Source organism: Mycobacterium sp. PO1 (assembly GCF_017312405.1).
In the GTDB taxonomy this organism is placed as follows: domain Bacteria; phylum Actinomycetota; class Actinomycetes; order Mycobacteriales; family Mycobacteriaceae; genus Mycobacterium.
Genome location: NZ_BLTG01000024.1, coordinates 11,916 through 34,710 on the forward strand (window position 1 = coordinate 11,916; position 22,795 = coordinate 34,710).

17 protein-coding genes are annotated in these 22,795 nt (G+C 68.0%); 7 read left to right on the top strand and 10 right to left on the bottom strand.

The window, feature by feature from the left end:
* Positions 1–22: 22 nt before the first annotated feature.
* Positions 23–1,375 (top strand): lipase family protein, encoded by a 1,353-nt coding sequence (locus tag J3476_RS10955; RefSeq protein WP_207066521.1) that lies wholly within the window; start codon positions 23–25, stop codon positions 1,373–1,375.
* Here J3476_RS10955 and J3476_RS10960 read toward each other — a convergent pair.
* Genes J3476_RS10960 through bioB form a run of 3 tightly spaced genes read right to left on the bottom strand, consistent with a single transcriptional unit; the run spans position 1,311 to position 3,186 of the window.
* A complete protein-coding gene (locus tag J3476_RS10960) occupies positions 1,311–1,967 on the bottom strand; it encodes a DUF2567 domain-containing protein (RefSeq protein WP_207066522.1) in 657 nt (218 codons plus the stop codon). The two genes, J3476_RS10955 and J3476_RS10960, sit on opposite strands and share 65 nt — an antisense overlap.
* Positions 1,964–2,191 carry a hypothetical protein gene (locus J3476_RS10965; RefSeq protein WP_207066523.1) on the bottom strand — a complete coding sequence of 76 codons (228 nt, stop codon included), beginning with the start codon at positions 2,189–2,191 and terminating at the stop codon, positions 1,964–1,966. Before J3476_RS10965 ends, J3476_RS10960 begins: the two co-directional genes overlap by 4 nt.
* Positions 2,191–3,186 (bottom strand): biotin synthase BioB, encoded by a 996-nt coding sequence (bioB, locus tag J3476_RS10970; RefSeq protein ID WP_207066524.1) that lies wholly within the window; start codon positions 3,184–3,186, stop codon positions 2,191–2,193. Before bioB ends, J3476_RS10965 begins: the two co-directional genes overlap by 1 nt.
* Positions 3,187–3,358: 172 nt before the next feature.
* On the opposite strand from bioB, the gene J3476_RS10975 reads away from it, so the two are divergent.
* Positions 3,359–3,955 (top strand): TetR/AcrR family transcriptional regulator C-terminal domain-containing protein, encoded by a 597-nt coding sequence (locus tag J3476_RS10975; RefSeq protein ID WP_207066525.1) that lies wholly within the window; start codon positions 3,359–3,361, stop codon positions 3,953–3,955.
* A 45-nt stretch (positions 3,956–4,000) separates the two neighbouring features.
* Here the strand turns inward: J3476_RS10975 and J3476_RS10980 are convergent, their stop codons facing one another.
* From J3476_RS10980 to J3476_RS10995, 4 genes are all read right to left on the bottom strand, one after another.
* Entirely contained in the window at positions 4,001–4,525 is a 525-nt protein-coding gene (locus tag J3476_RS10980) for a 2'-5' RNA ligase family protein (RefSeq protein ID WP_207066526.1), read from the bottom strand.
* The gene (bioD, locus tag J3476_RS10985; protein ID WP_207066527.1) at positions 4,526–5,203 is read right to left on the bottom strand and encodes a dethiobiotin synthase; all 678 of its coding nucleotides are present in this window, start codon (positions 5,201–5,203) and stop codon (positions 4,526–4,528) included.
* Entirely contained in the window at positions 5,200–6,342 is a 1,143-nt protein-coding gene (locus tag J3476_RS10990) for an 8-amino-7-oxononanoate synthase (RefSeq protein ID WP_207066528.1), read from the bottom strand. The genes bioD and J3476_RS10990 overlap by 4 nt, the downstream gene beginning before the upstream one ends.
* Before the next feature lie 122 nt (positions 6,343–6,464).
* Complete coding sequence (locus tag J3476_RS10995) at positions 6,465–7,757, bottom strand: adenosylmethionine--8-amino-7-oxononanoate transaminase (protein WP_207066529.1); 1,293 nt, start codon at positions 7,755–7,757, stop codon at positions 6,465–6,467.
* Between the two features lie 119 nt (positions 7,758–7,876).
* Here J3476_RS10995 and J3476_RS11000 point away from each other — a divergent pair, with 119 nt between their 5' ends.
* Genes J3476_RS11000 through treZ form a run of 4 tightly spaced genes read left to right on the top strand, consistent with a single transcriptional unit; the run spans position 7,877 to position 16,170 of the window.
* Positions 7,877–9,994 (top strand): acyltransferase family protein, encoded by a 2,118-nt coding sequence (locus J3476_RS11000; protein ID WP_286182883.1) that lies wholly within the window; start codon positions 7,877–7,879, stop codon positions 9,992–9,994.
* Positions 9,994–12,144, top strand: a complete 2,151-nt coding sequence (gene glgX, locus J3476_RS11005; RefSeq protein WP_207066531.1) for a glycogen debranching protein GlgX — start codon at positions 9,994–9,996, stop codon at positions 12,142–12,144. The genes J3476_RS11000 and glgX overlap by 1 nt, the downstream gene beginning before the upstream one ends.
* Positions 12,144–14,450, top strand: coding sequence for a malto-oligosyltrehalose synthase (gene treY / locus J3476_RS11010; protein ID WP_207066532.1), 2,307 nt, complete (start codon positions 12,144–12,146; stop codon positions 14,448–14,450). The genes glgX and treY overlap by 1 nt, the downstream gene beginning before the upstream one ends.
* Positions 14,443–16,170, top strand: coding sequence for a malto-oligosyltrehalose trehalohydrolase (gene treZ, locus J3476_RS11015; protein WP_207066533.1), 1,728 nt, complete (start codon positions 14,443–14,445; stop codon positions 16,168–16,170). The genes treY and treZ overlap by 8 nt, the downstream gene beginning before the upstream one ends.
* 25 nt (positions 16,171–16,195) lie before the next feature.
* Here treZ and ilvA read toward each other — a convergent pair whose 3' ends face one another.
* The gene (ilvA, locus tag J3476_RS11020; protein ID WP_207066534.1) at positions 16,196–17,485 is read right to left on the bottom strand and encodes a threonine ammonia-lyase IlvA; all 1,290 of its coding nucleotides are present in this window, start codon (positions 17,483–17,485) and stop codon (positions 16,196–16,198) included.
* A gap of 133 nt (positions 17,486–17,618) precedes the next feature.
* On the opposite strand from ilvA, the gene J3476_RS11025 reads away from it, so the two are divergent.
* A complete protein-coding gene (locus J3476_RS11025; protein WP_207066535.1) occupies positions 17,619–17,849 on the top strand; it encodes a hypothetical protein in 231 nt (76 codons plus the stop codon).
* 73 nt (positions 17,850–17,922) lie between these two features.
* Here J3476_RS11025 and J3476_RS11030 read toward each other — a convergent pair whose 3' ends face one another.
* Positions 17,923–19,140, bottom strand: coding sequence for an MFS transporter (locus J3476_RS11030; protein WP_207066536.1), 1,218 nt, complete (start codon positions 19,138–19,140; stop codon positions 17,923–17,925).
* Positions 19,137–22,703 carry a DNA polymerase III subunit alpha gene (gene dnaE, locus J3476_RS11035; RefSeq protein WP_207066537.1) on the bottom strand — a complete coding sequence of 1,189 codons (3,567 nt, stop codon included), beginning with the start codon at positions 22,701–22,703 and terminating at the stop codon, positions 19,137–19,139. The genes J3476_RS11030 and dnaE overlap by 4 nt, the downstream gene beginning before the upstream one ends.
* Positions 22,704–22,795: the final 92 nt, after the last annotated feature.

Below are 22,795 nucleotides of genomic sequence, written 5' to 3' on the forward strand. Positions count from 1 at the left end.
CTTCTTAAGTACCGTCGCGGAGATGGAGATGGGTAGCGTAGCGCGGGCGACCGGCGCCGAATGGATCGGTCAGGCGGCCCACGAACCGCTCAAGCCCAGGTCAGCGCCCGTCGTGCCGGACAAGGACCCGTTCTACCAACCGCCGGCGGGCTACGAGCACGCGCGCCCCGGCACGGTGCTGCGGTCCCGCGACGTCGAGCTGGCGTTCCTCGGCTTCATCCCCCAGAAGTTCACCGCCACCCAGCTGCTGTACCGCACCGCCGACTTCGAGGGACAGCCCCAAGCCGGCGTGACGACCGTCGTCATTCCGACCGAGCGCGCCCGCAAAGGCCCGCTTCCCATCATCTCCTACCAGTGCGCGATCGACGCGGTCGCGGCCCGCTGTTTCCCCTCCTACGCGATGCGCCGGGGCGCCAAGGCCATCGGCTCCATCGCCCAATTCGAGTTCCTGTTGGTGGCGGCGGCCCTGGCGGAGGGATGGGCGGTGTCCGTCCCCGACCACGAGGGGTCAACCGGCATGTGGGGGGCACCGTACGAGCCCGGCTACCACATCCTCGACGGCATCCGCGCCGCGATCAGCCACGAGCCGTTCGACCTGACCGCCGAATCCCCCGTCGGGTTGTGGGGATATTCCGGAGGCGGACTGGCCTCGGCGTGGGCTGCCGAGGTCCAGGAAAGCTACGCACCCGAGCTCAACATCGTCGGTGCCGTGCTCGGCTCACCGGTCGGCGACCTGGGCCACACGTTCCGGCGCCTCAACGGCAGTCTCTACGCCGGCCTGCCGGCGCTGGTCGTGGCGGCGCTCAGCCACATCTACCCGGACCTCGACCGTGTCATCGACGAACACGTCACCGACGAGGGCAGAGAAATGCTGACGCGCATCCAGCGGATGACCACGGCGCACGCCCTGGTGTGGATGGCCGGCAAGGACATGGCGCACATGATCGACCGCCCCCTGGAGGAGATCCTGCTGACCCCCGAGGTCCAGCACGTCTTCGACAGCATCAAGCTCGGGACCGCGGCGCCCAAGGTTCCGGTGTTGATCGTTCAGGCGGTCCACGACCGCGTCATCTCGGTCGAGGACATCGACGACCTGGCCGAGACCTACGCCCGTGGCGGGTCCCGGGTGACGTATCACCGCGACCTGTTCAGCGAGCACATGCTGCTTCATCCGATGTCCGCGCCCATGACGCTGCGTTGGCTGCGGGAACGCTTCGCCGGCCAGCCCTTGCGCACACACATCAAGCGGACCAAATGGCCCACTCTGCTCAACCCGTCGACCTACCGCGGAATGATCACGCTCGGCATGATCACGGCGAAGGTGATGACGGGCCGGCGGGTGGAACGGACCCCGCTGTCGCGGTTCGATCTGTAGGAACGGCGAGATAGTCCACCGGCGGCCAGCCACCGAGGTCGTCGCGCGGGGTCGACACCGCGCACAGCAGATACACCGTCGCGGCCACGGCGGCGGGCAGCAGCAACGTCGCCGCGATCACCAGCGGCGAGTGCCCGAAGAAAACCGCCGGCGCCTCCACGACATAGTGCACCCGGTTCTCCGGTGACACCGGTGCCCCCGCCACGTCGACCGAGCCGTAGCGCCAGTGCGCGCCCAGCGCCCCCACCCCAGTCGCGACGGCGGCGGCCGCCACCGAGCCGATGGCCAGCGCAGACGCCTGCAGCGGACCGCGATGCGCACGCCACTGCCATACCAGCACCGCGGCAATCACGGCCAGCACCGACAGAAAGCCGACGGCCATCGCCGCGGCGGTGAACAGGTGCTCCGACTCGTTACCGAGGTAGGCCTGGACGCGATCGCCGTCGTCGGTCAACGCGACGACTCCGTGGATCCCGGGCGCCAGCCATGCCCACAACGCACCCACCAGCACACCGGCCACAGCCATGCCGACCACCACCGTCACTGCGGCGCGCCCGGGAGAGGTTCTCGGCCCTTCGCCCGAGGGGCTCATCGCTGCGACTCCAGGTCCTTGGAATCCACCAGACCGTGCCGGGAACACTTCGCCCACCAGCCGTCCGGCCGCACCTGCACGATCATGCGCCGCCCGCACTCTGCGCAGAATCTCGGCGGCTCCAGGCCGAGCTGCGCGGCCGTGGGGACCTCACTGCCCGCCGGGGCGCCGGTATAGACGTTGTACACACCCGCACCCACCGGGGCGGGGAGTTCGTCGAGCATCACAGTGTGGCGTTGAGGGCCTTGATCGGCATCTGCAGATCGTCCAACAGCTCGAGGTCGGCCTCGGCGGGCCGGCCCAGTGTGGTCAGGTAGTTGCCGACGATGACCGCGTTGATGCCGCCCAGGATGCCCTTCTTGGCCCCCAGATCGCCCAACGTGATCTCGCGCCCACCCGCGAAGCGCAGCATCGTGCGCGGCAGCGCCAGCCGGAACGCCGCGACGGCCTTGAGCGCCTCGGACGCGGGCAGCACCTCCAGATCGCCGAACGGTGTGCCCGGTCGCGGATTCAGGAAGTTCAACGGAACTTCGTGGGGGTCGAGTTCGGCGAGGTTGGCGGCGAACTCCGCGCGCTGCTCGAGCGTCTCGCCCATGCCCAGGATGCCGCCGCAGCACACCTCCATGCCGGCTTCGCGCACCATCTGCAGGGTGCCCCAGCGCTCTTCCCAGCTGTGGGTGGTCACCACGTTGGTGAAGAACGAGCGCGCCGTCTCGAGGTTGTGGTTGTACCGGTGCACTCCCATGGCCGACAGCTGTTCGACCTGATCAGAACTGAGCATGCCCAGCGAGCAGGCGATGTGGATGTCGACCTCGTTGCGGATCGCCTCGATGCCGGCCGCGACCTGTGCCATCAACCGCTCATCGGGTCCGCGCACCGCCGCGACGATGCAGAACTCGGTCGCCCCGGACTTGGCGGTCTGCTTGGCGGCCTCCACGAGGCTGGGCACATCCAGCCACGCACTGCGCACCGGCGAGGCGAAAAGACCCGACTGCGAACAGAAGTGGCAGTCCTCGGGACAGCCACCGGTCTTGAGACTGATGATGCCCTCGACCTCGACGTCGGGGCCACACCAGGCCATCCGGACGTCGTGAGCCAACGCCAACAACTCGTCGAGCCGATCGTCTGGAAGTTGCAGCACCTGCAGCGTCTGGTCCTGGTCGAGGCCCTCGCCCCGCTCCAGCACCTGCTCGCGCGCTACTGCCAGAATGTCGCTCACCCGTTGCCTCCTGTGCGAACTTCACCACGCCGGCCGGGCCGACATCCGAACACGTCGACCGAGCCGGCGCGTCACCACGTCGACCGAGCCGGCGCGTGACCACGCCGGCGAGCCGACAGGTGAAACCAGCGGCGAGCCGACACTTGAACACCGTTCAGGTTAGGGTACTGGCGTGCAGCTCCACAAACGCGACGTGGTCGAGGCGGCGACGGGATTGCTGGACGACTACGGCATCGCCGATCTGTCGATGCGGCGCCTGGCTCGCGAGCTCGAGGTGTCCCCCGGCGCGCTGTACTGGCACTTCGCCAACAAGCAGCAGCTGCTGGGCGCGGTGGCCGACCGGATCCTGGCAGCGGTGCAGGACTCCGGCGGTGACTGGCAGACACGGATCGTGCAGACCTGCGGTCGGCTCCGCGAGGCGCTGTTGTCGCACACCGACGGCGCCGAGTTGGTGTCGGCCAGCTTCGCGGCCGGCCAATCGGCGGCGATGACCGACCTGCTCGCGGTGCTGGCAGCCGCAGCCGACGATGCCGGGGTGCCCGCCGACAGCACTGAATCGGCCGCCCGCACGGTGGTCTATTTCGTTCTCGGCTCGACCGTCGACGAGCAGTCCCGGCTGCAGTGGGACGCCGCGGGAGCCGATGTCAGCGCCCCGGTCTGGGCCGAGAATTCCGACGCCCGGTTCGCGTTCGGTTTGCGGCTGCTGGTCGACGGGATCGCCGCGCACACCCGAGCAGACGTCCAGCCATCACCGGCGACGCCCGGGTGATGTCACCGACGTACGAGTGGCGACATGCCGAGTCGGTCTTCACGGTCAGCCGATCGGGTGGACGACGCGGTTGTTGCCGTCCCAGTGGCGCAACGCCACCGCCGTCGCGCTGATGTCGCCGAACATGCCCGGCTGCATCACGGCGGTGGCCAACTGATCCGGCGGCACCCGGCGCGCCAGCGTGACGTGCGGGGTCCACTGTCCCGGCTCGGTATGTGGCAACGGCCCACCCGACATGTGCGGCAGGCAGACTCGGTGCACATCGGCGTGCAAGCCGAGGAGGTTCTGCGACGGCACCAGCATCCGTACCAGCGTCACCGTCCGGCCGCCGCCGAACAGGGTGGGCGCCCCCAGCACGCAGGGCATCGGTAGGCGATCGAGCAGCGCGCACAGCGCGTCGTCGACGCTGTCGTCCATGGACTCGGCGACCGACAGCGTGACGTGCGGTCGATTGCTCGGAGACCTGTGTGTGGCCAGGCTGCGAATGCCTGCGGCCAGGAGGTCGTCCCACATCCTTCCGACCGCCGCCTCGGTGCCGTGGTCGAAGAGCAGCTCGACGGAGTGAACCATTCAGACCAGGCTCTGCACCCAGGACCGGTCGAAAGCCTGCGCGCTGATCCGTTCGAAGTCGGTCCTGCCCAGCGACGCCACGCCGGTCGGCAACGCCGCGCGCACCGGCGCCAGGCGGGCCAGCGCATCGCGGTTGTCCACCTCCGCCACGCCCGGATGCGCCGGCCACGACCCGATGACCAGACCCGCGCCGGGGACGCCGTGCGCGGCGAGCGCTTCCAGCGTGAGCGCTGTGTGGTTGAGCGTGCCCAGACCTGGCGCGACGACCGTCAGCACCGGCGCACCGACCGCAGCGGCCAGATCGCGCAGCGTCGTCGCTTCGGCGCCGATCTCGACCAGCAGACCGCCCGCACCCTCGACGAGGGTGAGTCGTCCCGGCCGATCGGCCCCGGTCACGAGCTTGAGCAGCTCCGCCCTGCTGGGCAGGGCAGATCCGACCCGCTGGGCGGCCGCGCGCGGCGCCAGCGGCTCGGGAAACGTCGCCAGCGAGTAGAGGTTCTCGATGCCGGCCAGCCGGGCGATCTCGGCGAGGTCGTCGTCACCGTCGCGAGTGCCCGTTTGCACCGGCTTGCACACGGCGACGTCGAGCCCCGCGAGCCGCCCGTGACAGGCCAGCGCAGCGGTGGCGACAGTCTTGCCGACGCCGGTGTCGGTGCCGGAGACGAAGAGGATGCTCATGACGGGGAGAGCACGTCGGTCAGGACCTCACGGGCCAACGTCATGTCGTCCTCGGACAGCGACGCACGTGCGGTGAGCCGCAGCCGGGACGTTCCGGCGGGCACGGTCGGCGGCCGGAAGCAGCCGACCCGCACGCCGCGCTGCAGGCATGCGGCCGCGGCGGCCAGCGCCACCTCGGGTGCTCCGAGGATGACCGACACCACGGCCGAGGACGGCACCTCGTCGACACCGCACACGGCGGCCAGCTCGGCGGCGCGATCGAGCACTCGTTGAGCCCTGCGCGGTTCGTCGACGAGCACCTGCAGGGCGGCGCGCGCCGATCCGACGGCAGCGGGCGCCAACCCGGTGTCGAAGATGAACGGCCGGGCCGCGTCGATCAGGTGGTCGCGCACGGCGGCAGGTCCGAGCACCGCACCACCCTGACTGCCCAGCGCCTTGGACAGCGTCACCGTCATCACCACGTCAGGCTCACCGGCCAGGCCCACTTCGTGCAGCAAGCCCCGACCACCGGTGCCCCGCACCCCCAGGCCGTGCGCCTCGTCGACGACCATCAGGGCACCGTGGCGGCGACACACGTCGTGCAGCTCGCGCAACGGCGCCAGATCGCCGTCGGCGGAGAAAACCGAGTCGGTGACGACCACGGCACGCTGTTCGGAACGGTTGGCCAGAGCTTCGGATACCGCGGCGACATCGGAGTGCGGGGTCACCACGACACGGGCGCGGGACAACCGGCACGCGTCGACCAGCGACGCGTGGGTCAGCGCGTCGGAGACCACCAGCGATCCCTGGCCCGACAGCGCCACCACGGCACCCAGGTTGGCCGTGTAGCCCGAGGAGAACACCAGCGCTGATTCGGCGCCGACGAATTCCGCCAGGGCGTTCTCGAAGTCTTCGTGCAGTTCGGTGTTACCGGTCACCAGACGGGAGCCGGTTGAGCCGGCGCCCCAGGTTCGCAGGGCCGCGATTCCGCCCTCGAGCACGCGCGGGTGCTGCGACAGCCCGAGATAGTCGTTGGAAGCGAGGTCCAGATCGGCGCCGACGGGGGTACGGGCTTTCAGCGACCTGCGTAGCCCGGCGGCGCGCCGCTCGACGGCGACGTCGTCGAGCCAGGCCAACGGGGACAGACCCGTGCGCGTCATGGCACTCCCCTCCAGAACTGGATGCGTCGGCGAGCCGACGGTTACGCGCGTCGGCGGGCCGACTGGAAATCAGCGGCGAGCCGACACTTGAACACGTCGGCGAGCCGACACTTGAACACCGTTCAGGTTAGTGCACGCGCGACGCCCACCATCGCCGAGGTGATCTGGTCGATCTCGGCGTCGGTGCAGATGTACGGCGGCATCACGTAGATCAGATTGCGGAACGGGCGCAACCACACGCCCCGCTCCACCGCCGCGGGAGTGGCGACCCGCAGATCGACCGGTCGGTCGAGTTCCAGCACTCCGATGGCGCCGAGTACCCGCACGTCGATCACGTTGGGCAGCGCCTCGGCAGCTCTGAGCCCGTCGGTGAGACCGGACTCGATGCGGCGCACCCGGGACTGCCAATCCCCGGTACGCAACAACTCGACCGACGCGACACTCACCGCGCACGCCAACGCGTTGGCCATGAATGTCGGGCCGTGCATCAACGCTCCGGGCGGATTCGCACTGATCGTGGCCGCGACGTCGCCCGTGCACAAGGTGGCCGCGAGTGTCAGGTAGCCACCGGTCAGCGCTTTGCCGACGCACATGATGTCCGGGCTGACCCCGGCCTGGTCGGCGGCGAACATGGTGCCGGTGCGCCCGAAGCCGGTCGCGATCTCGTCGAAGATCAGCAACACGCCGTACCGGTCGACGATGCGTCGCAGCTCGACGAGGTAGCGGGGATCGTGGAACCGCATCCCGCCGGCGCCCTGGACGACGGGCTCGACGATGACGGCGGCCAGTTCGTCGGCGTGGGCGGCGAGCAACTCCTCGAACCGCCTGACGTAGTCGGCGTCGAAGTCCCGGGGCGGAGGCGGGGCGAAGAGCTGGTCGGCGAGTAACGAATTCTCACCCGTCCACAACTCGTGCATACCGCCGTCGGGGTCGCAGACGCTCATCGGGGTGAAGGTGTCACCGTGGTAGCCGCCCCGCCAGGTCATCAGGCGCCGTTTGGCCGGATGTCCGCTGCTGCGCCAGTACTGCAGCGCCATCTTGACCGCGACCTCGATCGACACCGACCCGGAGTCGCTGAAGAACACCGTTTCCAGCCCCTGCGGCGTCACCTCGACGAGCAGTTGGGCAAGTCGGGCGGCGGGTTCGTGGGTCAGACCACCGAACATGACGTGGTTCATGGTCCCGAGCTGGTCGGTGATCGCTGAATCGAGCGCGGGGTGGCCGTGACCGTGCACCGCCGTCCACCACGACGCCATCGCATCGAGCACCTCGACCTGGCGTCCTTCGTGAATCACGGTCAGCCAGGCGCCCCGCGCGCCGACCGCGACGAGCGGCGGCACCGCACCGTCGCCGATCGCGCTGTAGGGATGCCAGACGTGGGCGGCGTCGATGGCGCTGATCTCAGCGGGCGTCATCGCACACACCTTCGGTAGATTAGCCGTCGATCATGATGACCCTTGCCCCCGCCCGGCCGGCACCGAGGACCGTCCCGGGCAGACCTTCGTCTGCCGCGGCGACCTCGTCGCGCCCCGGCATGGGCACCCGCACGTCCGGTTTCTACCGGCATGACCTCGACGGGCTGCGCGGTGTCGCCATCGCGCTCGTCGCGGTGTTCCACGTGTGGTTCGGGCGGGTGTCGGGCGGAGTCGACGTTTTCCTCGTCCTGTCGGGCTTCTTCTTCGGCGGCCGGCTGCTGCGCGGCGCGCTGACCCCGGGTGCGTCGCTACGCCCGGTGCCCGAGATCAAGAGGCTGGTGCGCAGGCTGCTGCCGGCGATGGTCGTGGTGCTGGCCGCCTCCGCGGTACTGACCATCCTGATCCAACCCGAGACGCGCTGGGAGACGTTCGCCGACCAGAGCCTGGCGAGCCTGGGCTACTACCAGAACTGGGAGCTGGCCAACTCCGCCGCGGACTACCTGCGCGCCGGGGAAGCCGTCAGCCCGCTGCAGCACATCTGGTCGATGTCGGTGCAGGGGCAGTTCTACATCGCTTTCCTGGCCCTGATCCTGGTGTTCGCGTTCGCGTTTCGCCGCCTCTTCGGCAGCCACATGCGGGCGGCGTTCGTCGTCCTGCTTGCCGGGCTGACCATCGCCTCGTTCGTCTACGCGATCATCGCGCACAACACCGATCAGGCCACCGCGTACTACAACAGCTTCGCCAGAGCCTGGGAGCTGCTCGTCGGCGTGCTCGTCGGGGCGGTCGTACCGAACCTGCGCTGCCCGATGTGGTTGCGCGTCGCGATGTCGGTGACGGCCCTGGCGGTGATCCTGTCGTGTGGGGCGCTGATCGACGGAGTGCGGGAGTTCCCCGGCCCCTGGGCGCTCGTCCCGGTGGTGGCGACGCTGTTGTTCATCCTGTCGGCGGCCAACCGCCACGCTGATCCGCACACCGGCGGCGCGATGCCGGCGCCCAACCGGCTGATGGCCAGCAAGCCCTTCGTCGCCCTGGGCGCGATGGCGTATTCGCTGTATCTGTGGCACTGGCCGCTGCTGATCTTCTACCTCGTCTACACCGGGGAGACCCGGGTCACCGTGGCCGAAGGAGCCGCCATCCTGGCGGTCTCCGGCGTGTTGGCCTGGTTGACCACCCGCTACGTCGAGGATCCGTTGCGTCAGCGCAGCGGGCCGTCGGCGGCGGTCAGCCCGGCCTCGCCGGTACCGCTGCGGGTCCGCCTGCGGCGCCCGACGATCGTGCTCGGTTCGACAGTGGCGTTGCTCGGGGTGGCGCTGACCGCGACCTCGTTCAGCTGGCGCGAGCACGTCATGGTGCTGCGCGCCGACGGCAAGGAGCTCGCCGGCCTGTCATCCCGCGACTACCCGGGCGCGCGTGCCCTTGTCGACGACGCCCGGGTCCCCAAGCTGCCGATGCGTCCGACGGTCCTGGAGGCCAAGGAAGACCTGCCCATCTCCACCATCGACAAGTGCATCAGCGACTTCTCCAATGCCGGGCTCATCAACTGCACCTACGGCGACCCGGACGCCGCGCGAACCATTGCGCTGGCGGGCGGCTCGCATGCCGAGCACTGGATCACCGCACTGGATCTGCTCGGGCGGATGCACCACTTCAAGGTGGTCACATACCTGAAGATGGGTTGTCCGCTGACCACCGAGGAAGCCCCGCTGATCATGGGCTCCACCCGCCGGGACCCGCAGTGCCACACGTGGAATCAGCGGGCGATGTCCGCATTGATCGCCGACCGGCCCGACTATGTGTTCACCACCTCCACCAGGCCGTGGAACACCAAGGACGGAGACGTCATGCCGGCCACCTACATCGGCATCTGGCAGAAGCTCCTCGACCACGACATTCCCGTGCTGGCGATGCGCGACACGCCGTGGATTCTCGACGAGGACCGTGAACCGTTCCGGCCCGCCGATTGCCTGGCCGACGGTGGTGACGCGGTGTCGTGCGGTATGGACCGGTCGATGGCCCTGGCCGATCACAACCCGACGCTGGACTTCCTCAGTCGCTTTCCCAACCTCAAGCCCCTGGACATGACCGACGCGGTATGCCGCGCCGACACATGCCGTGCCGTGGAGGGAAATGTGTTGATCTACCACGATTCCCATCACCTGACCGCGACCTACATGCGGTCGCTGGCCCCCGAACTGGGCCGTCAGATCGCCGCCGTCACCGGCTGGTGGACGGATTGATGACGTCGTCCGGTTCGACGTCCATCCCCACTGTCTGGCCCGGCGACGCCTATCCGCTGGGCGCCACGTACGACGGAGCGGGAACGAACTTCTCCCTGTTCTCCGAGGTTGCCGAACGGGTCGAGCTGTGCCTGATCGGCAAGGACGGCCGCGAGGACCGCATCGAACTCGACGAGGTCGACGGCTTCGTCTGGCACTGTTACCTGCCCACGGTGACCCCGGGCCAACGCTACGGATATCGGGTGCACGGGCCCTGGAGCCCGGCGGCCGGGCACCGGTGTGATCCCAGCAAGCTCCTGCTCGATCCGTACGGCAAGTCCTTCCACGGTGACTTCGCGTTCGGCCAGGCGCTGTACTCCTACGACCTGAAGGCCGACGACCTCGTCACCGGCGGCACGCCGCCACAGATCGACTCGCTCGGACACACCATGACCAGCGTCGTCATCAACCCGTTCTTCCAGTGGGGCTCCGACCGCGCGCCGCGCACGCCCTATCACGAGACGGTGATCTACGAAGCGCATGTCAAGGGCATGACCCAGGCGCACCCCGGCATTCCCGACGAGCTGCGCGGCACGTATGCCGGGCTCGCGCATCCGGCGATCATCGATCACCTCAAGTCGCTGAACGTGACCGCGATCGAGTTGATGCCGGTCCACCAGTTCCTCCACGACCACCGCCTGCTCGACCTGGGGCTGCGAAACTACTGGGGCTACAACACGTTCGGCTTCTTCGCGCCGCACGCCGACTATGCCGCCACCAAACATGCCGGCGGCGCGGTCGGCGAGTTCAAGACCATGGTGCGCGCCTTCCACGAGGCCGGGATCGAGGTCATCCTCGACGTGGTCTACAACCACACCGCCGAGGGCAATCACCTCGGCCCCACCCTGAACTTCCGGGGCATCGACAACGCCGCCTACTATCGGCTGCTCGACGGTGACCTCCGCTACTACAAGGACTTCACCGGCACCGGCAACAGCCTCAACGCCCGGCACCCGCACACCCTGCAACTGATCATGGACTCGCTGCGGTACTGGGTCACCGACATGCACGTCGACGGGTTCCGCTTCGACCTCGCCTCCACGCTGGCGCGGGAGTTCTACGACGTCGACCGGCTGTCGGCGTTCTTCGACCTGGTGCAGCAGGATCCCGTGGTCAGCCAGGTCAAGCTCATCGCCGAACCGTGGGACGTCGGCGAGGGCGGCTACCAGGTCGGCAACTTCCCAGGTTTGTGGACCGAGTGGAACGGGAAGTATCGCGACACTGTGCGTGACTACTGGCGGGGAGAGCCCGCAACCCTCGGCGAACTCGCGTCCCGGCTGACCGGGTCGTCGGATCTGTATGAGGCGACGGGTCGGCGACCGTCGGCGAGTATCAACTTCGTCACCTGTCACGACGGTTTCACGCTGGCCGACCTGGTCTCGTACAACGAGAAGCACAACGAGGCCAACGGAGAGGACAACCGCGACGGCGAGAGCCACAACCGGTCGTGGAACTGTGGGGTCGAGGGACCGACCGACGATCCTGAGATCCTCACCCTGCGGGGACGGCAGATGCGCAACATCATGGCCACCCTGATGCTCTCGCAGGGCACCCCGATGATCGCGCACGGCGACGAGATCGGCCGCACCCAGTCGGGGAACAACAACGTCTACTGCCAGGATTCGGAACTGTCCTGGATGGACTGGTCGCTGTGTGACACCAACGCCGACCTGTTGGCTTTCACCCGCAAGGTGGTCAAGTTCCGCAAGGACCATCCGGTGTTCCGCCGCCGACGCTTCTTCGAGGGGAAGCCGATCCGCACCGGCGACCAGGTCCGCGACATCGCCTGGTTGACGACCTCCGGCAAGGAGATGGACTACGACGACTGGGGTGCCGGGCTGGGCACGTGCGTCGCGGTCTTCCTCAACGGGGAGGCCATCCCCGCCCCCAACGAACGCGGCGAGCGCGTCATCGACGACTCGTTCCTGCTGTGCTTCAACGCCCACGACCACATTCAGGACTTCGTTGTGCCTCAAGGCAATTACGCCAATGAGTGGGAGGCCGCGCTCGACACCGCCGACCCCACCGGAACCACCGCCCTCACCGTGTCCGCCGGGGAGAAAGTCTCGCTGGCACCGCGCTCACTTCTCGTACTGCGTAAGACCGCCTGATGGCGGTCACCTCGACCTACCGGCTGCAGATGCGCGGTCCGGCCAGCGGTCAGACGTTCACCTTCGCCGACGCCGAGAAGCTGGTGGACTACCTCGCCGAACTGGGTGTCTCCCACCTCTACCTGTCCCCCATCCTCACCGCCACGGAAGGTTCGGGACACGGTTACGACGTCACCGATCCGACCGCGGTGTCGGCTGAACTGGGCGGCGCCGAGGGCTTCGCCCGCCTGGTGGCCTCCGCCGAGGCGGCCGGCCTCGGTGTGATCGTCGACATCGTGCCCAATCACGTCGGCGTCGACGCACCGCGCCAGAACCGGTGGTGGTGGGACGTGTTGACGCACGGTCGCCAGTCCGAGTACGCGCGCTATTTCGACATCGACTGGGGCGTCGACCCTGACGGACGAATCCTGTTGCCGGTACTGGGATCCGACTCCGACGTCGCGGACCTGGTGGTGGACCGGGGACAGGACGGAGCCGTGCTGCGGCTCGGCGATCTGGAATTCCCGGTCAGTCCGGGCACCGAGGAGGGCACCGGACCGGAGGTGCACGACCGCCAGCACTACAAGCTGATCGGTTGGCGCAACGGGGTGTGCGGGTACCGCCGCTTCTTTTCGATCACCTCGCTGGCCGGGCTACGCCAGGAGGACCGCGAGGTGTTCGACGCCACCCACGTCGAGGTCCGCCGCTGGTTCAGCGAGGGGCTGGTCGACGGCATCCGGATCGACCATCCGGACGGATTGTCCGATCCCACCGGCTATCTCGAATGGTTGCGTGACCTCACCGGTCCGCAGGCCTGGATCGTCATCGAGAAGATCCTCGCCGTGGACGAGGCACTCGACCCCAGCCTTCCCGTCGACGGGACCACCGGTTACGACGCGCTGCGCGAGACCGGAGGCCTGTTCATCGACCCGACCGGCCGGGACGCGTTGACCGAACTCACCGACTCAGCCGGCGCCGACTACGCCGCCGTCGCCGAGGAAGCCCGCCGGCTGAAACGCCAGGCCGCCACCGAAACGCTGGCCAGTGAACTGGCCCGGCTGCACCGAGCGGTGGTGGCTGCCGCCGGCGCCGATCACGACCGTCTGCCCGAGTCGATCGCGGTCCTGCTCAGCCACGTGGGCGTGTACCGGTCCGACTACCGGGCACTGGCCCAGGTGCTGCCGGTGGCCATGTCGGAAACGGCATCTGAGCATCCCGAGCTGAGCCGACCGTTGGAGCTGCTCAGCGCGGCGCTGAGCAACGCCGAGGAAGTCGGGGTGCGGCTTCAGCAGCTGTGCGGCGCCGCCACCGCCAAGTCGATGGAGGACTGCCTGTTCTACCGCGACTCCCGGCTCGTATCGCTGAACGAGGTGGGCGGCGAGCCCGAGTACTTCGGCGTCAGCGCCGCGGAGTTCCACCAACGTGCGACGGCGCGGGCCGCGCTGTGGCCGCGCGCGATGACCACGCTGAGCACCCACGACACCAAACGCGGCGAGGACGTGCGGGCCCGTATCGGGGTGCTGTCCCAAGTGCCGTCGCTGTGGTCCGAGCTCGTCGGGGGCTGGCAGAGCACCGCCCCGGCCCCGGACGCCCAGACCGCCATGTTCCTGCTGCAGAACATGTTCGGGGTGTGGCCACGAGACGGCGTGGTGAGCGCCGAACTGCGTCAGCGTCTGCATGCGTACGCCGAGAAGGCCATCCGGGAGGCTGCGCTGCACACGACCTGGAATGATCCCGACACCGAGTTCGAGGAGGCCGTGCACACCTGGATCGACTCGGTGATCGACGGCCCCGTCGCCGTCGAGATGACGGCGCTGGTTGATCGGCTCGGTCCGCACGCAGACTCCGATGCGCTGGGGCAGAAGCTGATCGCTCTGACCGCGCCCGGGATCCCCGACGTCTACCAGGGCACCGAGCTGTGGGAGGACAGCCTCGTCGATCCGGACAACCGTCGTGAGGTGGACTACTCCGAACGCCGCCACGCCCTGGACACCATGACCCACCCGAAGATGCGGGTGGTGCGCGAGGCTCTTCGGCTGCGCCGGGAGCGCCCAGACACGTTCGTCTCGGGTGGCTACCGTCCGGTACCTGCCGGCGGGGCGTTGGCCGAGCATGTGGTGGCCTTCCTCCGTGGCGAGGATGTCCTGGTCGCGGTGAGTCGCTGGACCGTGCGCCTGGGCGACAGCGGGTGGGAAGACACGGCGGTGACGCTGCCCGACGGCGTGTGGACCGACGTCCTGTCCCGCACCCGACGTCGCGGCACGGTGCCGGCCGCTGAGTTGTTCGCCGAGATGCCCGTCGCATTGCTGGTGCGCGCCGATGCCTGAACATGAATTCGCCGTCTGGGCACCACGTCCCGACCTGGTGCGCCTCGACGTCGAGGGCACCCTGTACCCGATGACCCGCGGAGAGGACGATTGGTGGCGCGCCGTCGTCGACACCGCTGCCGACGCCCGCTACGGATTCGTCCTCGACGACAACCCCAAGGTGCTGCCCGATCCGCGCTCTCCACGCCAACCCGACGGGGTGCATGAACGCTCGGCGCTGTGGCGCGCGGCCCCGGACGCGTGGACCGACGGTGACTGGCAGGGCCGCTCCATCGAAGGTGCCGTGATCTACGAGTTGCACATCGGCACGTTCACCCCCGATGGCACGTTCGACGCAGCGATCGAGAAGCTCGACCACCTGGTCGACCTCGGCGTCGACTTCGTCGAGGTGATGCCCGTCAACGCCTTCGGCGGCACGCACGGCTGGGGCTACGACGGCGTGCTCTGGTATGCGGTGCACGAACCCTACGGTGGACCGGACGGATTGATCCGGTTCGTCGACGCGTGCCACACCCGTGGGCTCGGCGTGTTGATCGACGCGGTGTTCAATCACCTCGGCCCCTCGGGGAACTACCTGCCCGAGTTCGGCCCCTACCTGTCCACCGGCTCCAATCCGTGGGGCGAGTCGATCAACATCGCCGACGCCGAGGCCGACGAGGTGCGCCGCTACATCCTGGACTGCGCGCTGCGGTGGATGCACGATTTCCACGCCGACGGCCTGCGCCTGGATGCGGTACACGCCCTCGTCGACACGACCGCGATCCACATCCTGGAAGAGATGTCTGCCGAAACCGACGACCTGGCAGCACGGGTCGCTCGGCCGCTGTCCCTGATCGCGGAGAGCGACCTCAACGATCCCCGGCTGATCACCCCACGCGACGCAGGCGGTCTGGGCATGACCGCGCAGTGGGACGACGACATCCACCACGCGATCCACGCGGCCGTATCCGGCGAACGGCAAGGCTATTACTCGGATTTCGGTTCCCTGGAGACGCTCGCGCAGACGTTGCGCGGCGGCTACTTCCACGCGGGCACCTTCTCGTCGTTCCGGCACCGCCGCCACGGCCGGCCGCTGGACACCGCCACGATTCCGGCGACCCGATTGCTGGCCTACACGGTGACCCACGACCAGGTCGGCAACCGTGCGATCGGTGACCGGCCCTCGCAGAACCTGACCCCGGGTCAGCTTGCCATCAAGGCTGCGCTTGCCGTCGGATCGCCTTATACCGCAATGCTTTTCATGGGTGAAGAGTGGGCGTCGTCGTCACCGTTCCAGTTCTTCAGTTCCCATCCCGAGCCGGAATTGGCTCGCGCCACGGCCGAGGGCCGTAAGCGGGAGTTCGCCGAGCACGGCTGGGATGCCGACGCCATACCCGACCCGCAGGATCCGCAGACATTCCTGCGTTCCAAGCTCGACTGGGACGAGGTCGGCACCGGCGAGCACGCTCGTCTGCTCGACTTCTACCGCGCTCTGATCGCCTTGCGCCGCTCCGAGCCCGACATGGGCGATCCCTGGCTGGACCACCTGCGTGTCGACTACGACGAAGACGCTCGCTGGGTCGTCATGCGGCGCGGTGCGCTGGCGATCTGCTGCAACATCGGTGCCGAGCCGGTCGACATCCCTGCCGCCGGGGAAACGGTGTTGGCCTTCGGCGAGACGTCATCCGGACGCGACACCTCGAGGCTGGGTGGGCACTCGGTGGCAGTGCTGCGCGCCTGAGGCCCACCGAGAGCTCAGCGGGGTATCAGGTCAGGTATCGGTAGGTCGGCGACCCGGGCTCGAGCAACTGCACGTGGCATTCCGAGGTCCGCATCCGCGCCATGAGACCCTCCAGGTCGGACGCCGAGCCCATCTCGATGCCGACCAGAGCTTCTCCGGTCTCCCGATTGTTGCGTTTGACGTATTCGAACAACGTGATGTCGTCGTTGGGGCCGAGAACCTCGTCGAGGAAGCGGCGCAGCGCCCCCGGCTCCTGGGGGAAATCGACCAGGAAGTAATGCTTGAGACCCAGGTGAACCAACGAACGCTCGAGCACCTCCCCGTAGCGGGACACGTCGTTGTTGCCACCGGAGATCAGACACACCACCGTCGATCCCGGCTCGATATCGGCCTCTGTCAGCGCGGCCACCGAGAGCGCGCCTGCGGGCTCGGCGATGATGCCTTCGTTCTGGTACAGGTCCAGCATGGCGGTGCACACGGCACCCTCGTCGACGGTGGTGATCGACACCATGTCCCCCGCTGCGGTGAGGGCCTCGAACGGTTTGGTGCCCACACGGGCGACCGCGGCCCCGTCGACGAACTGGTCGACGTGCTCGAGCGTGACCGGGGCGCCGTTGGCCAGCGCAGCCACCAGTGCTGCCGCTCCGGCGGGTTCGACGCCGAGCACCGACGTGGTGGCGGTGCGCTCGGCGAGGAACGTGGTGATCCCGCTGATGCAGCCGCCACCACCGACCGGAACGATCACGGTGTCGGGTTCGGCTCCGAGCTGGTCGAGGATCTCCACCGCGATGGTGCCCTGCCCTGCCATCGTGCGCACATCATCATAGGGCGGCACCAGCGTCGCGCCGGTGCGCGCCACATCCTCCCGCGCGGCCTCGGCGGCCATGTCGTAGGTCTTTCCGCCCACGATGAGTTCGATGAAGTCCCCGCCGTGGTAGCGGATCCGGTCGCGCTTCTGTTTGGGCGTCTTCGCCGGCACGTACACCCGTCCGTGCACGCCCATCGACCGGCAGGCCAGCGCGAAACCCTGGGCGTGGTTGCCGGCCGACGAGCACACCACCCCGGCAGCTTTCTCGTCGGGGCTCAGCTGCATCAACAGGTTGTAGGCGCCGCGCAACTTGTACGACCGCACGGCCTGCAGATCCTCACGCTTGAGATAGACCTGCGCACCGGTGATCTGCGACAGTCTCTCGCTGAACTGCAGTGGCGTGGTGGAGACGACGCCCGCAATTCGCCGCGCCGCCTCATCGATGTCCGCGGCGCAAAGCGGCGCGGCGGAACCGGTGCGGGGACGGTGGCTCAGGTCAGCGGACACCGATCAATGGTGCCACCCCGGGCTCGACCGGCAAAAATCGGAATTCGGCGCCACCCCGTGAACCCGATGACAGGACGCGCCGAAAACGGCGTTTCGGGTGGCCGAAAACTTTCCTGCGAGCTATCGTCAAACCATGACCACTGTCCACCACCTGCGCGATGTGGTGACCCGTCCTGCGTCGACGGTGTCGATTGCCGGCGTGCCCTGGCCCACCTTCAAGGTCGTTGCCCTGGTTCTCGGCCTGCTGGTGTTCACCGTCGTCGGGGTCGCGACCGCGTCGGCAGCCCCGGCGGTGCTCAGCGGTGCCGGGGTCGCCGCAGTGGTCTGGATCGTGTCGGGGTTGACAGCTCCCGCCGGCCACTGAAGCCCAGCCGAAGAGCACGCCGGCTGAAGCCGGCAGGGTCTCGGGCGATTCCTGTGGCAGTGCCCATGCCGCCTCACACCCGCCCCGGCGTATGCGTTGCGCGGCGAACCGCAGGCAGCACCGACAAACTGGCCACCTGGATGGCGATGACGACGGCGATCAGCGCACCGACGGACTGTGAATACAACAGACCCGTCAATGCTCCCCCGGCTGCTGCCGCGACGCCGATGACGGCCGCGTACACCCCGTAGGCGGTGGCCCGTCGGGCCGGCTCCACCAGGTCAGCGACGACGGCACGCAACGTGGACTCCTGGATGCCGACCGCCGCGCCCCAGAGCAGAGCCCCGATCACCACCGAAGACACGGCGCCCTGGAACGCGAAGACCGGCACGAGGGCAGCCAGCAGCGGCAGTGCCACCAAGACGCGTGCACCCCGGCGGTCATACATCCAGCCGGTGGCCAACGCCGCGACCGCATCAGCGGCCATCGCGGTCGCGTAGATGACCGGGACCAGCGCCACCGACACGATCCGCCGATCGACCAGATGAAACGACAGGACACCGAAAGTCGTGAAGCCGACCATCGTGGCAGCCGAGAATCCCGCGTACACCCAGAAGGCGCGCGGTAGAGCCCGCACAAAGAGCTGCGCACCGTCAGACGCAGATGAAGACTCCGTCGCCGCGATGACCTCGTAGGCTGCGGGCTCGGGTACCCGGGCCCGCAGCCACAGCAGCAGGACCAGCACGGCGACCCCGGGAAGCGCGAGAAGGGCGAACGTGGGGCGGTAGTCGCCCCCGAAGATCACCAGCATGCCCGCGACCGCGAGGGGTCCGACGAAGGCACCGACCTGGTCCATCGCCTCGTGCACCGCGAACCCGCGGCCCCGGCCGGTCACCGACGTGGCATGGGAGAGCAGCGTGTCCTTGGCGGGACTGCGCACGGCCTTGCCCACCCGTTCGGCGATCACCAGCACCGCGGCCACCCAGACCGCACCGGCGAGCCCCAGAAAGGGCACCGTGACCACGGTCAGGAAATAGCCGCTGATCGCCCAGGCCCAGAAGTGCCCCGTCCGGTCGGCCAACGGTCCGGACACGATTCGCAACAGCAGCGCCGCCGCTTCGCCCACCCCCGTCACGACACCCACGACGACGGCGGTCGCTCCGAGCGAAGCCAGAAGCGGCCCGGTGATCGACCGCGCGCCTTCGTAGACGATGTCGGCGAGCAGGCTGATCAGGCCGAAGGTGGTGACAAACCGCCAGGCGCTCAATCCCACCCCCGACCGTGGCGTCATCCCCCCAGACAGCCCGGACCCAGCAGCTCCTTGAGATCACCCATCAACGCCGAGGACGGGGTCACTCGCAGGGACTGATCCAGTTCGAGGGTGGTGATGCGCTCACCACTGATCAACCGCAAGTGCACCTGCGCCGTGCCGGGATGGCGGGCCAGCACCTGCTTGAGAGCAGTGACCTTGTCGACCGTGCACTGCCGGGTCGGCAGGCTCACCGCGACCGGACGGTTGACCTGGGCGCTGGAGAAGTCGGGCACGATCAGCTCGTTGGCGATCAGCGAGATCCGGTCATCGCGGATCGCCACCTTCGCCCCGATCAGCACCACGACGTCGTCGGCGATCTCAGCACCGAACATCGAGTACGTCTGAGGGAAGAACAGCACCTCGATACCGCCGGTCAGATCCTCGATCTGGGCGGAGGCCCACGGCAGGCCGTTCTTGTTGACCCGCCGGTTCACCGAGGCCAGAATTCCACCCACCCGCACCTGGGTGTCGTTGGCGATGTCCCCGTCCAGGATGGCCGGGATCTGGGTGTCGACCTGTGCGGCGAGAAGGTGGGCGATGCCGTTGAGAGGGTGACCGGAGACGTAGAGGCCGAGCATTTCGCGCTCGAGCGCGAGTTTGTGCTTGTCCTCCCACTCGTCGTCGGGCACCTTGATCGTGAAGACCGACTCCCCTGCGTCGGCGCCGTCACCGCCGCCGAACAGATCGAATTGTCCCATCGCCTCGGCCTTCTTGGTGCCCAGCACCGAGTCGACGGCGTCGGTGTGGACCAGGAACAGACCCTTGCGCGGATGCTCGAGCGAGTCGAAGGCGCCGGCTTTGATCAGCGATTCGGTGACCTTCTTCGTGCACGCTGCGATGTCGATCTTGTTGAGGTAGTCGGAGAAGTCGGTGAACTTGCCCTTCTCGGTCCGCGTGCTCACCAGCGACGAGACCACGTTGGCCCCGACGTTGCGCACCGCACCGAGCCCGAAGCGGATGTCGTTGCCGACCGAGGCGAAGTTCTGCACCGACTCGTTGACGTCCGGCGGCAGCACGGTGATGCCGAGCCGGCGGCAGTCGGCCAGATACACCGCTGCCTTGTCCTTGTCGTCGCCGACCGAGGTGAGCAGACCGGCCATGTATTCGGCCGGATAGTTCGCCTTGAGGTAAGCCGTCCAGTACGAGACCAACCCGTAACCGGCCGCGTGTGACTTGTTGAACGCGTATCCGGCGAACGGCAGGATGGTGTCCCACAACGCCTTCACCGCACCCTCGGAGAAGCCGTTGTTGGTCATGCCTTCGTGGAAGCTCTTGTACTCGGCCTCCAGCACCTCGAGTTTCTTCTTGCCCATGGCCTTTCGCAGCGCATCGGCTTTGCCCATGGTGTAGGAGGCCACCTTCTGGGCGATGAACATGATCTGCTCTTGGTAGACGATCAGGCCGTAGGTCTCGGCCAGGATCTCCGAGAGCGGCTCCTCGAGTTCGGGGTGAATCGGTTTGATCGGCTGGCGGCCGTTCTTGCGGTCGGCGTAGTCGTTGTGGGCATTCATGCCCATCGGTCCGGGCCGGTACAGCGCGAGCACGGCGACGATGTCGTTGAACTCGGTGGGCTGCATGCGGCGCAGCAGGTCGCGCATGGGCCCGCCGTCGAGCTGGAACACGCCGAGCGTGTCGCCGCGACCGAGAAGTTCGTAAGCCTTGGGGTCGTCGAGTTCCAGCGACTCCAGATCGAGGTCGACACCCCGGTTGGCTTTGATGTTCTCGATGCAGTCGCCGATGATCGTCAGGTTCCGCAGCCCGAGGAAGTCCATCTTGAGCAGACCGATGGCCTCACACGACGGGTAATCCCAGCCGGTGATCACCGCGCCGTCCTGCGGACGGCGCCACAGCGGGATCGAGTCGATCAGCGGTTCGGAGCTCATGATCACCGCGCAGGCGTGCACCCCGGCGTTGCGGACCAGCCCCTCCAACCCGCGGGCGGTCTCGTAGATGGTCCGCACGTCGGGATCGGTGTCGATGAGGGCTCGGACCTCGGCGGCCTCTTTGTACCGCTCGTGGTTGGGGTCGGTGATGCCCGAGACGGGGATGTCCTTGGCCATGATCGGCGGTGGCAGCGCCTTGGTGATCCGGTCGGCAATCGCGAACCCGGGCTGGCCGTAGTGCACGCGCGCCGAATCCTTCAGCGCGGCTTTGGTTTTGATGGTGCCGAAGGTGATGACCTGGGCGACCCGGTCGCTACCCCACCTATTGGCCGCGTACCGCAGCATCTCGCCGCGACGACGGTCGTCGAAGTCGATGTCGATGTCGGGCGCCGACGGGCGCTCGGGGTTGAGGAACCGCTCGAAGAGCAGGCCGTGCGGGATGGGGTCGATGTTGGTGATGCCCAGCGCGTAGGCCACCAGGGAACCGGCCGCCGAACCACGCCCGGGGCCCACCCGGATGTCGACGGACTTCGCGTAGTTGATGAGGTCCGCGACGATCAGGAAGTACGACGGGAAGCCCTTGTCGCAGATGACCTTGATCTCGTAGTTCGCCCGGTCGATGTAGTCCTGGCCGACCGCTCCGGGGAAGCGCCGCTCCAGTCCTGCCATCACCTCGTGCTGCAGCCAGGAGGCCTGGTCGTGACCGTCGGGAACCGGGAAGATCGGCATCCGGTCGCGGGGCTCCCACACGTCGGCGTAGGACGTGACGCGCTCGGCGATCAGCAGTGTCGAGTCGCAGGCGCCCGGGACCTGGTCGTCCCACAGTGCCCGCATCTCGGCAGCGGACTTGAGGAAGTAACCGTCGCCGTCGAACTTGAACCGGTTGGGGTCCGAGAGTGTCTTGCCGGTCTGGATGCACAGCAGCGCCTCGTGGTTCTGCGCGGCGTCGCGGGTGACGTAGTGGCAGTCGTTGGTGGCCAACGGCGGGATGTTGAGTTTGCGTCCCACCTCCAGCAGTCCCTCGCGGACGCGGCGCTCGATGTCGAGGCCGTGATCCATCAATTCGAGGAAGAAGTTCTCCGGGCCGAAGATCTCGCGCCACTTCGCTGCGGCTTCCAGCGCCTCCCGCTGGTGCCCGAGTCGCAACCGGGTCTGCACCTCTCCCGACGGGCACCCGGTCGTGGCGATGATGCCCTCCGCATGCTCGGCGATCACCTCGGCATCCATCCGTGACCACTTGCCGAGCTGGCCCTCGAAGGACGCCAGCGAAGACAGCTTGAACAGATTGCGCAGCCCGGTGGCACTCTCGGCGACCATCGTCATGTGCGTGTAGGCGCCGCTGCCCGAGACGTCGTCGGACTTCTGGCTCGGGTCGCCCCAGAGCACCCGCTTCGTGTCGAAACGCGACGCCGGGGCGATGTAGGCCTCGATCCCGATGATCGGTTTGATGCCGGCGTCGGTGGCGGCGTTGTAGAACTCGCTGGCCCCGAACATGTTTCCGTGGTCGGTCATCCCGATCGCGGGCATCTCCAGCCGCTGCGCCTCGGCCAGCATGGGCTTGACCTTCGCGGCACCGTCGAGCATCGAATACTCGGTGTGGTTGTGCAGATGCACAAAAGACCCTGAAGACCCTGGAGACCGCCCGTCTGAACCACTCATAGGCCAGCCAGTCTATGGCCGCCCACCGACAGTGCGCGGCGTGTCGCGGTGCGTGTCTCGCGGCGGTCGACGACCCGGCCCCACCGGCCCCC

Coding starts and splice junctions, on each gene's coding strand:
- glgX (WP_207066531.1), top strand. CDS start 9,994: ATGACGTCGTCCGGTTCGACGTCCATCCCCACTGTCTGGCCCGGCGAC.
- J3476_RS11030 (WP_207066536.1), bottom strand. CDS start 19,140: ATGACGCCACGGTCGGGGGTGGGATTGAGCGCCTGGCGGTTTGTCACC.
- J3476_RS10980 (WP_207066526.1), bottom strand. CDS start 4,525: ATGGTTCACTCCGTCGAGCTGCTCTTCGACCACGGCACCGAGGCGGCG.
- J3476_RS10960 (WP_207066522.1), bottom strand. CDS start 1,967: ATGAGCCCCTCGGGCGAAGGGCCGAGAACCTCTCCCGGGCGCGCCGCA.
- dnaE (WP_207066537.1), bottom strand. CDS start 22,703: ATGAGTGGTTCAGACGGGCGGTCTCCAGGGTCTTCAGGGTCTTTTGTG.
- J3476_RS10990 (WP_207066528.1), bottom strand. CDS start 6,342: ATGACGCGCACGGGTCTGTCCCCGTTGGCCTGGCTCGACGACGTCGCC.
- treZ (WP_207066533.1), top strand. CDS start 14,443: ATGCCTGAACATGAATTCGCCGTCTGGGCACCACGTCCCGACCTGGTG.
- J3476_RS11025 (WP_207066535.1), top strand. CDS start 17,619: ATGACCACTGTCCACCACCTGCGCGATGTGGTGACCCGTCCTGCGTCG.
- J3476_RS10955 (WP_207066521.1), top strand. CDS start 23: ATGGAGATGGGTAGCGTAGCGCGGGCGACCGGCGCCGAATGGATCGGT.
- treY (WP_207066532.1), top strand. CDS start 12,144: ATGGCGGTCACCTCGACCTACCGGCTGCAGATGCGCGGTCCGGCCAGC.
- bioD (WP_207066527.1), bottom strand. CDS start 5,203: ATGAGCATCCTCTTCGTCTCCGGCACCGACACCGGCGTCGGCAAGACT.
- J3476_RS11000 (WP_286182883.1), top strand. CDS start 7,877: ATGGGCACCCGCACGTCCGGTTTCTACCGGCATGACCTCGACGGGCTG.
- J3476_RS10965 (WP_207066523.1), bottom strand. CDS start 2,191: ATGCTCGACGAACTCCCCGCCCCGGTGGGTGCGGGTGTGTACAACGTC.
- J3476_RS10995 (WP_207066529.1), bottom strand. CDS start 7,757: ATGACGCCCGCTGAGATCAGCGCCATCGACGCCGCCCACGTCTGGCAT.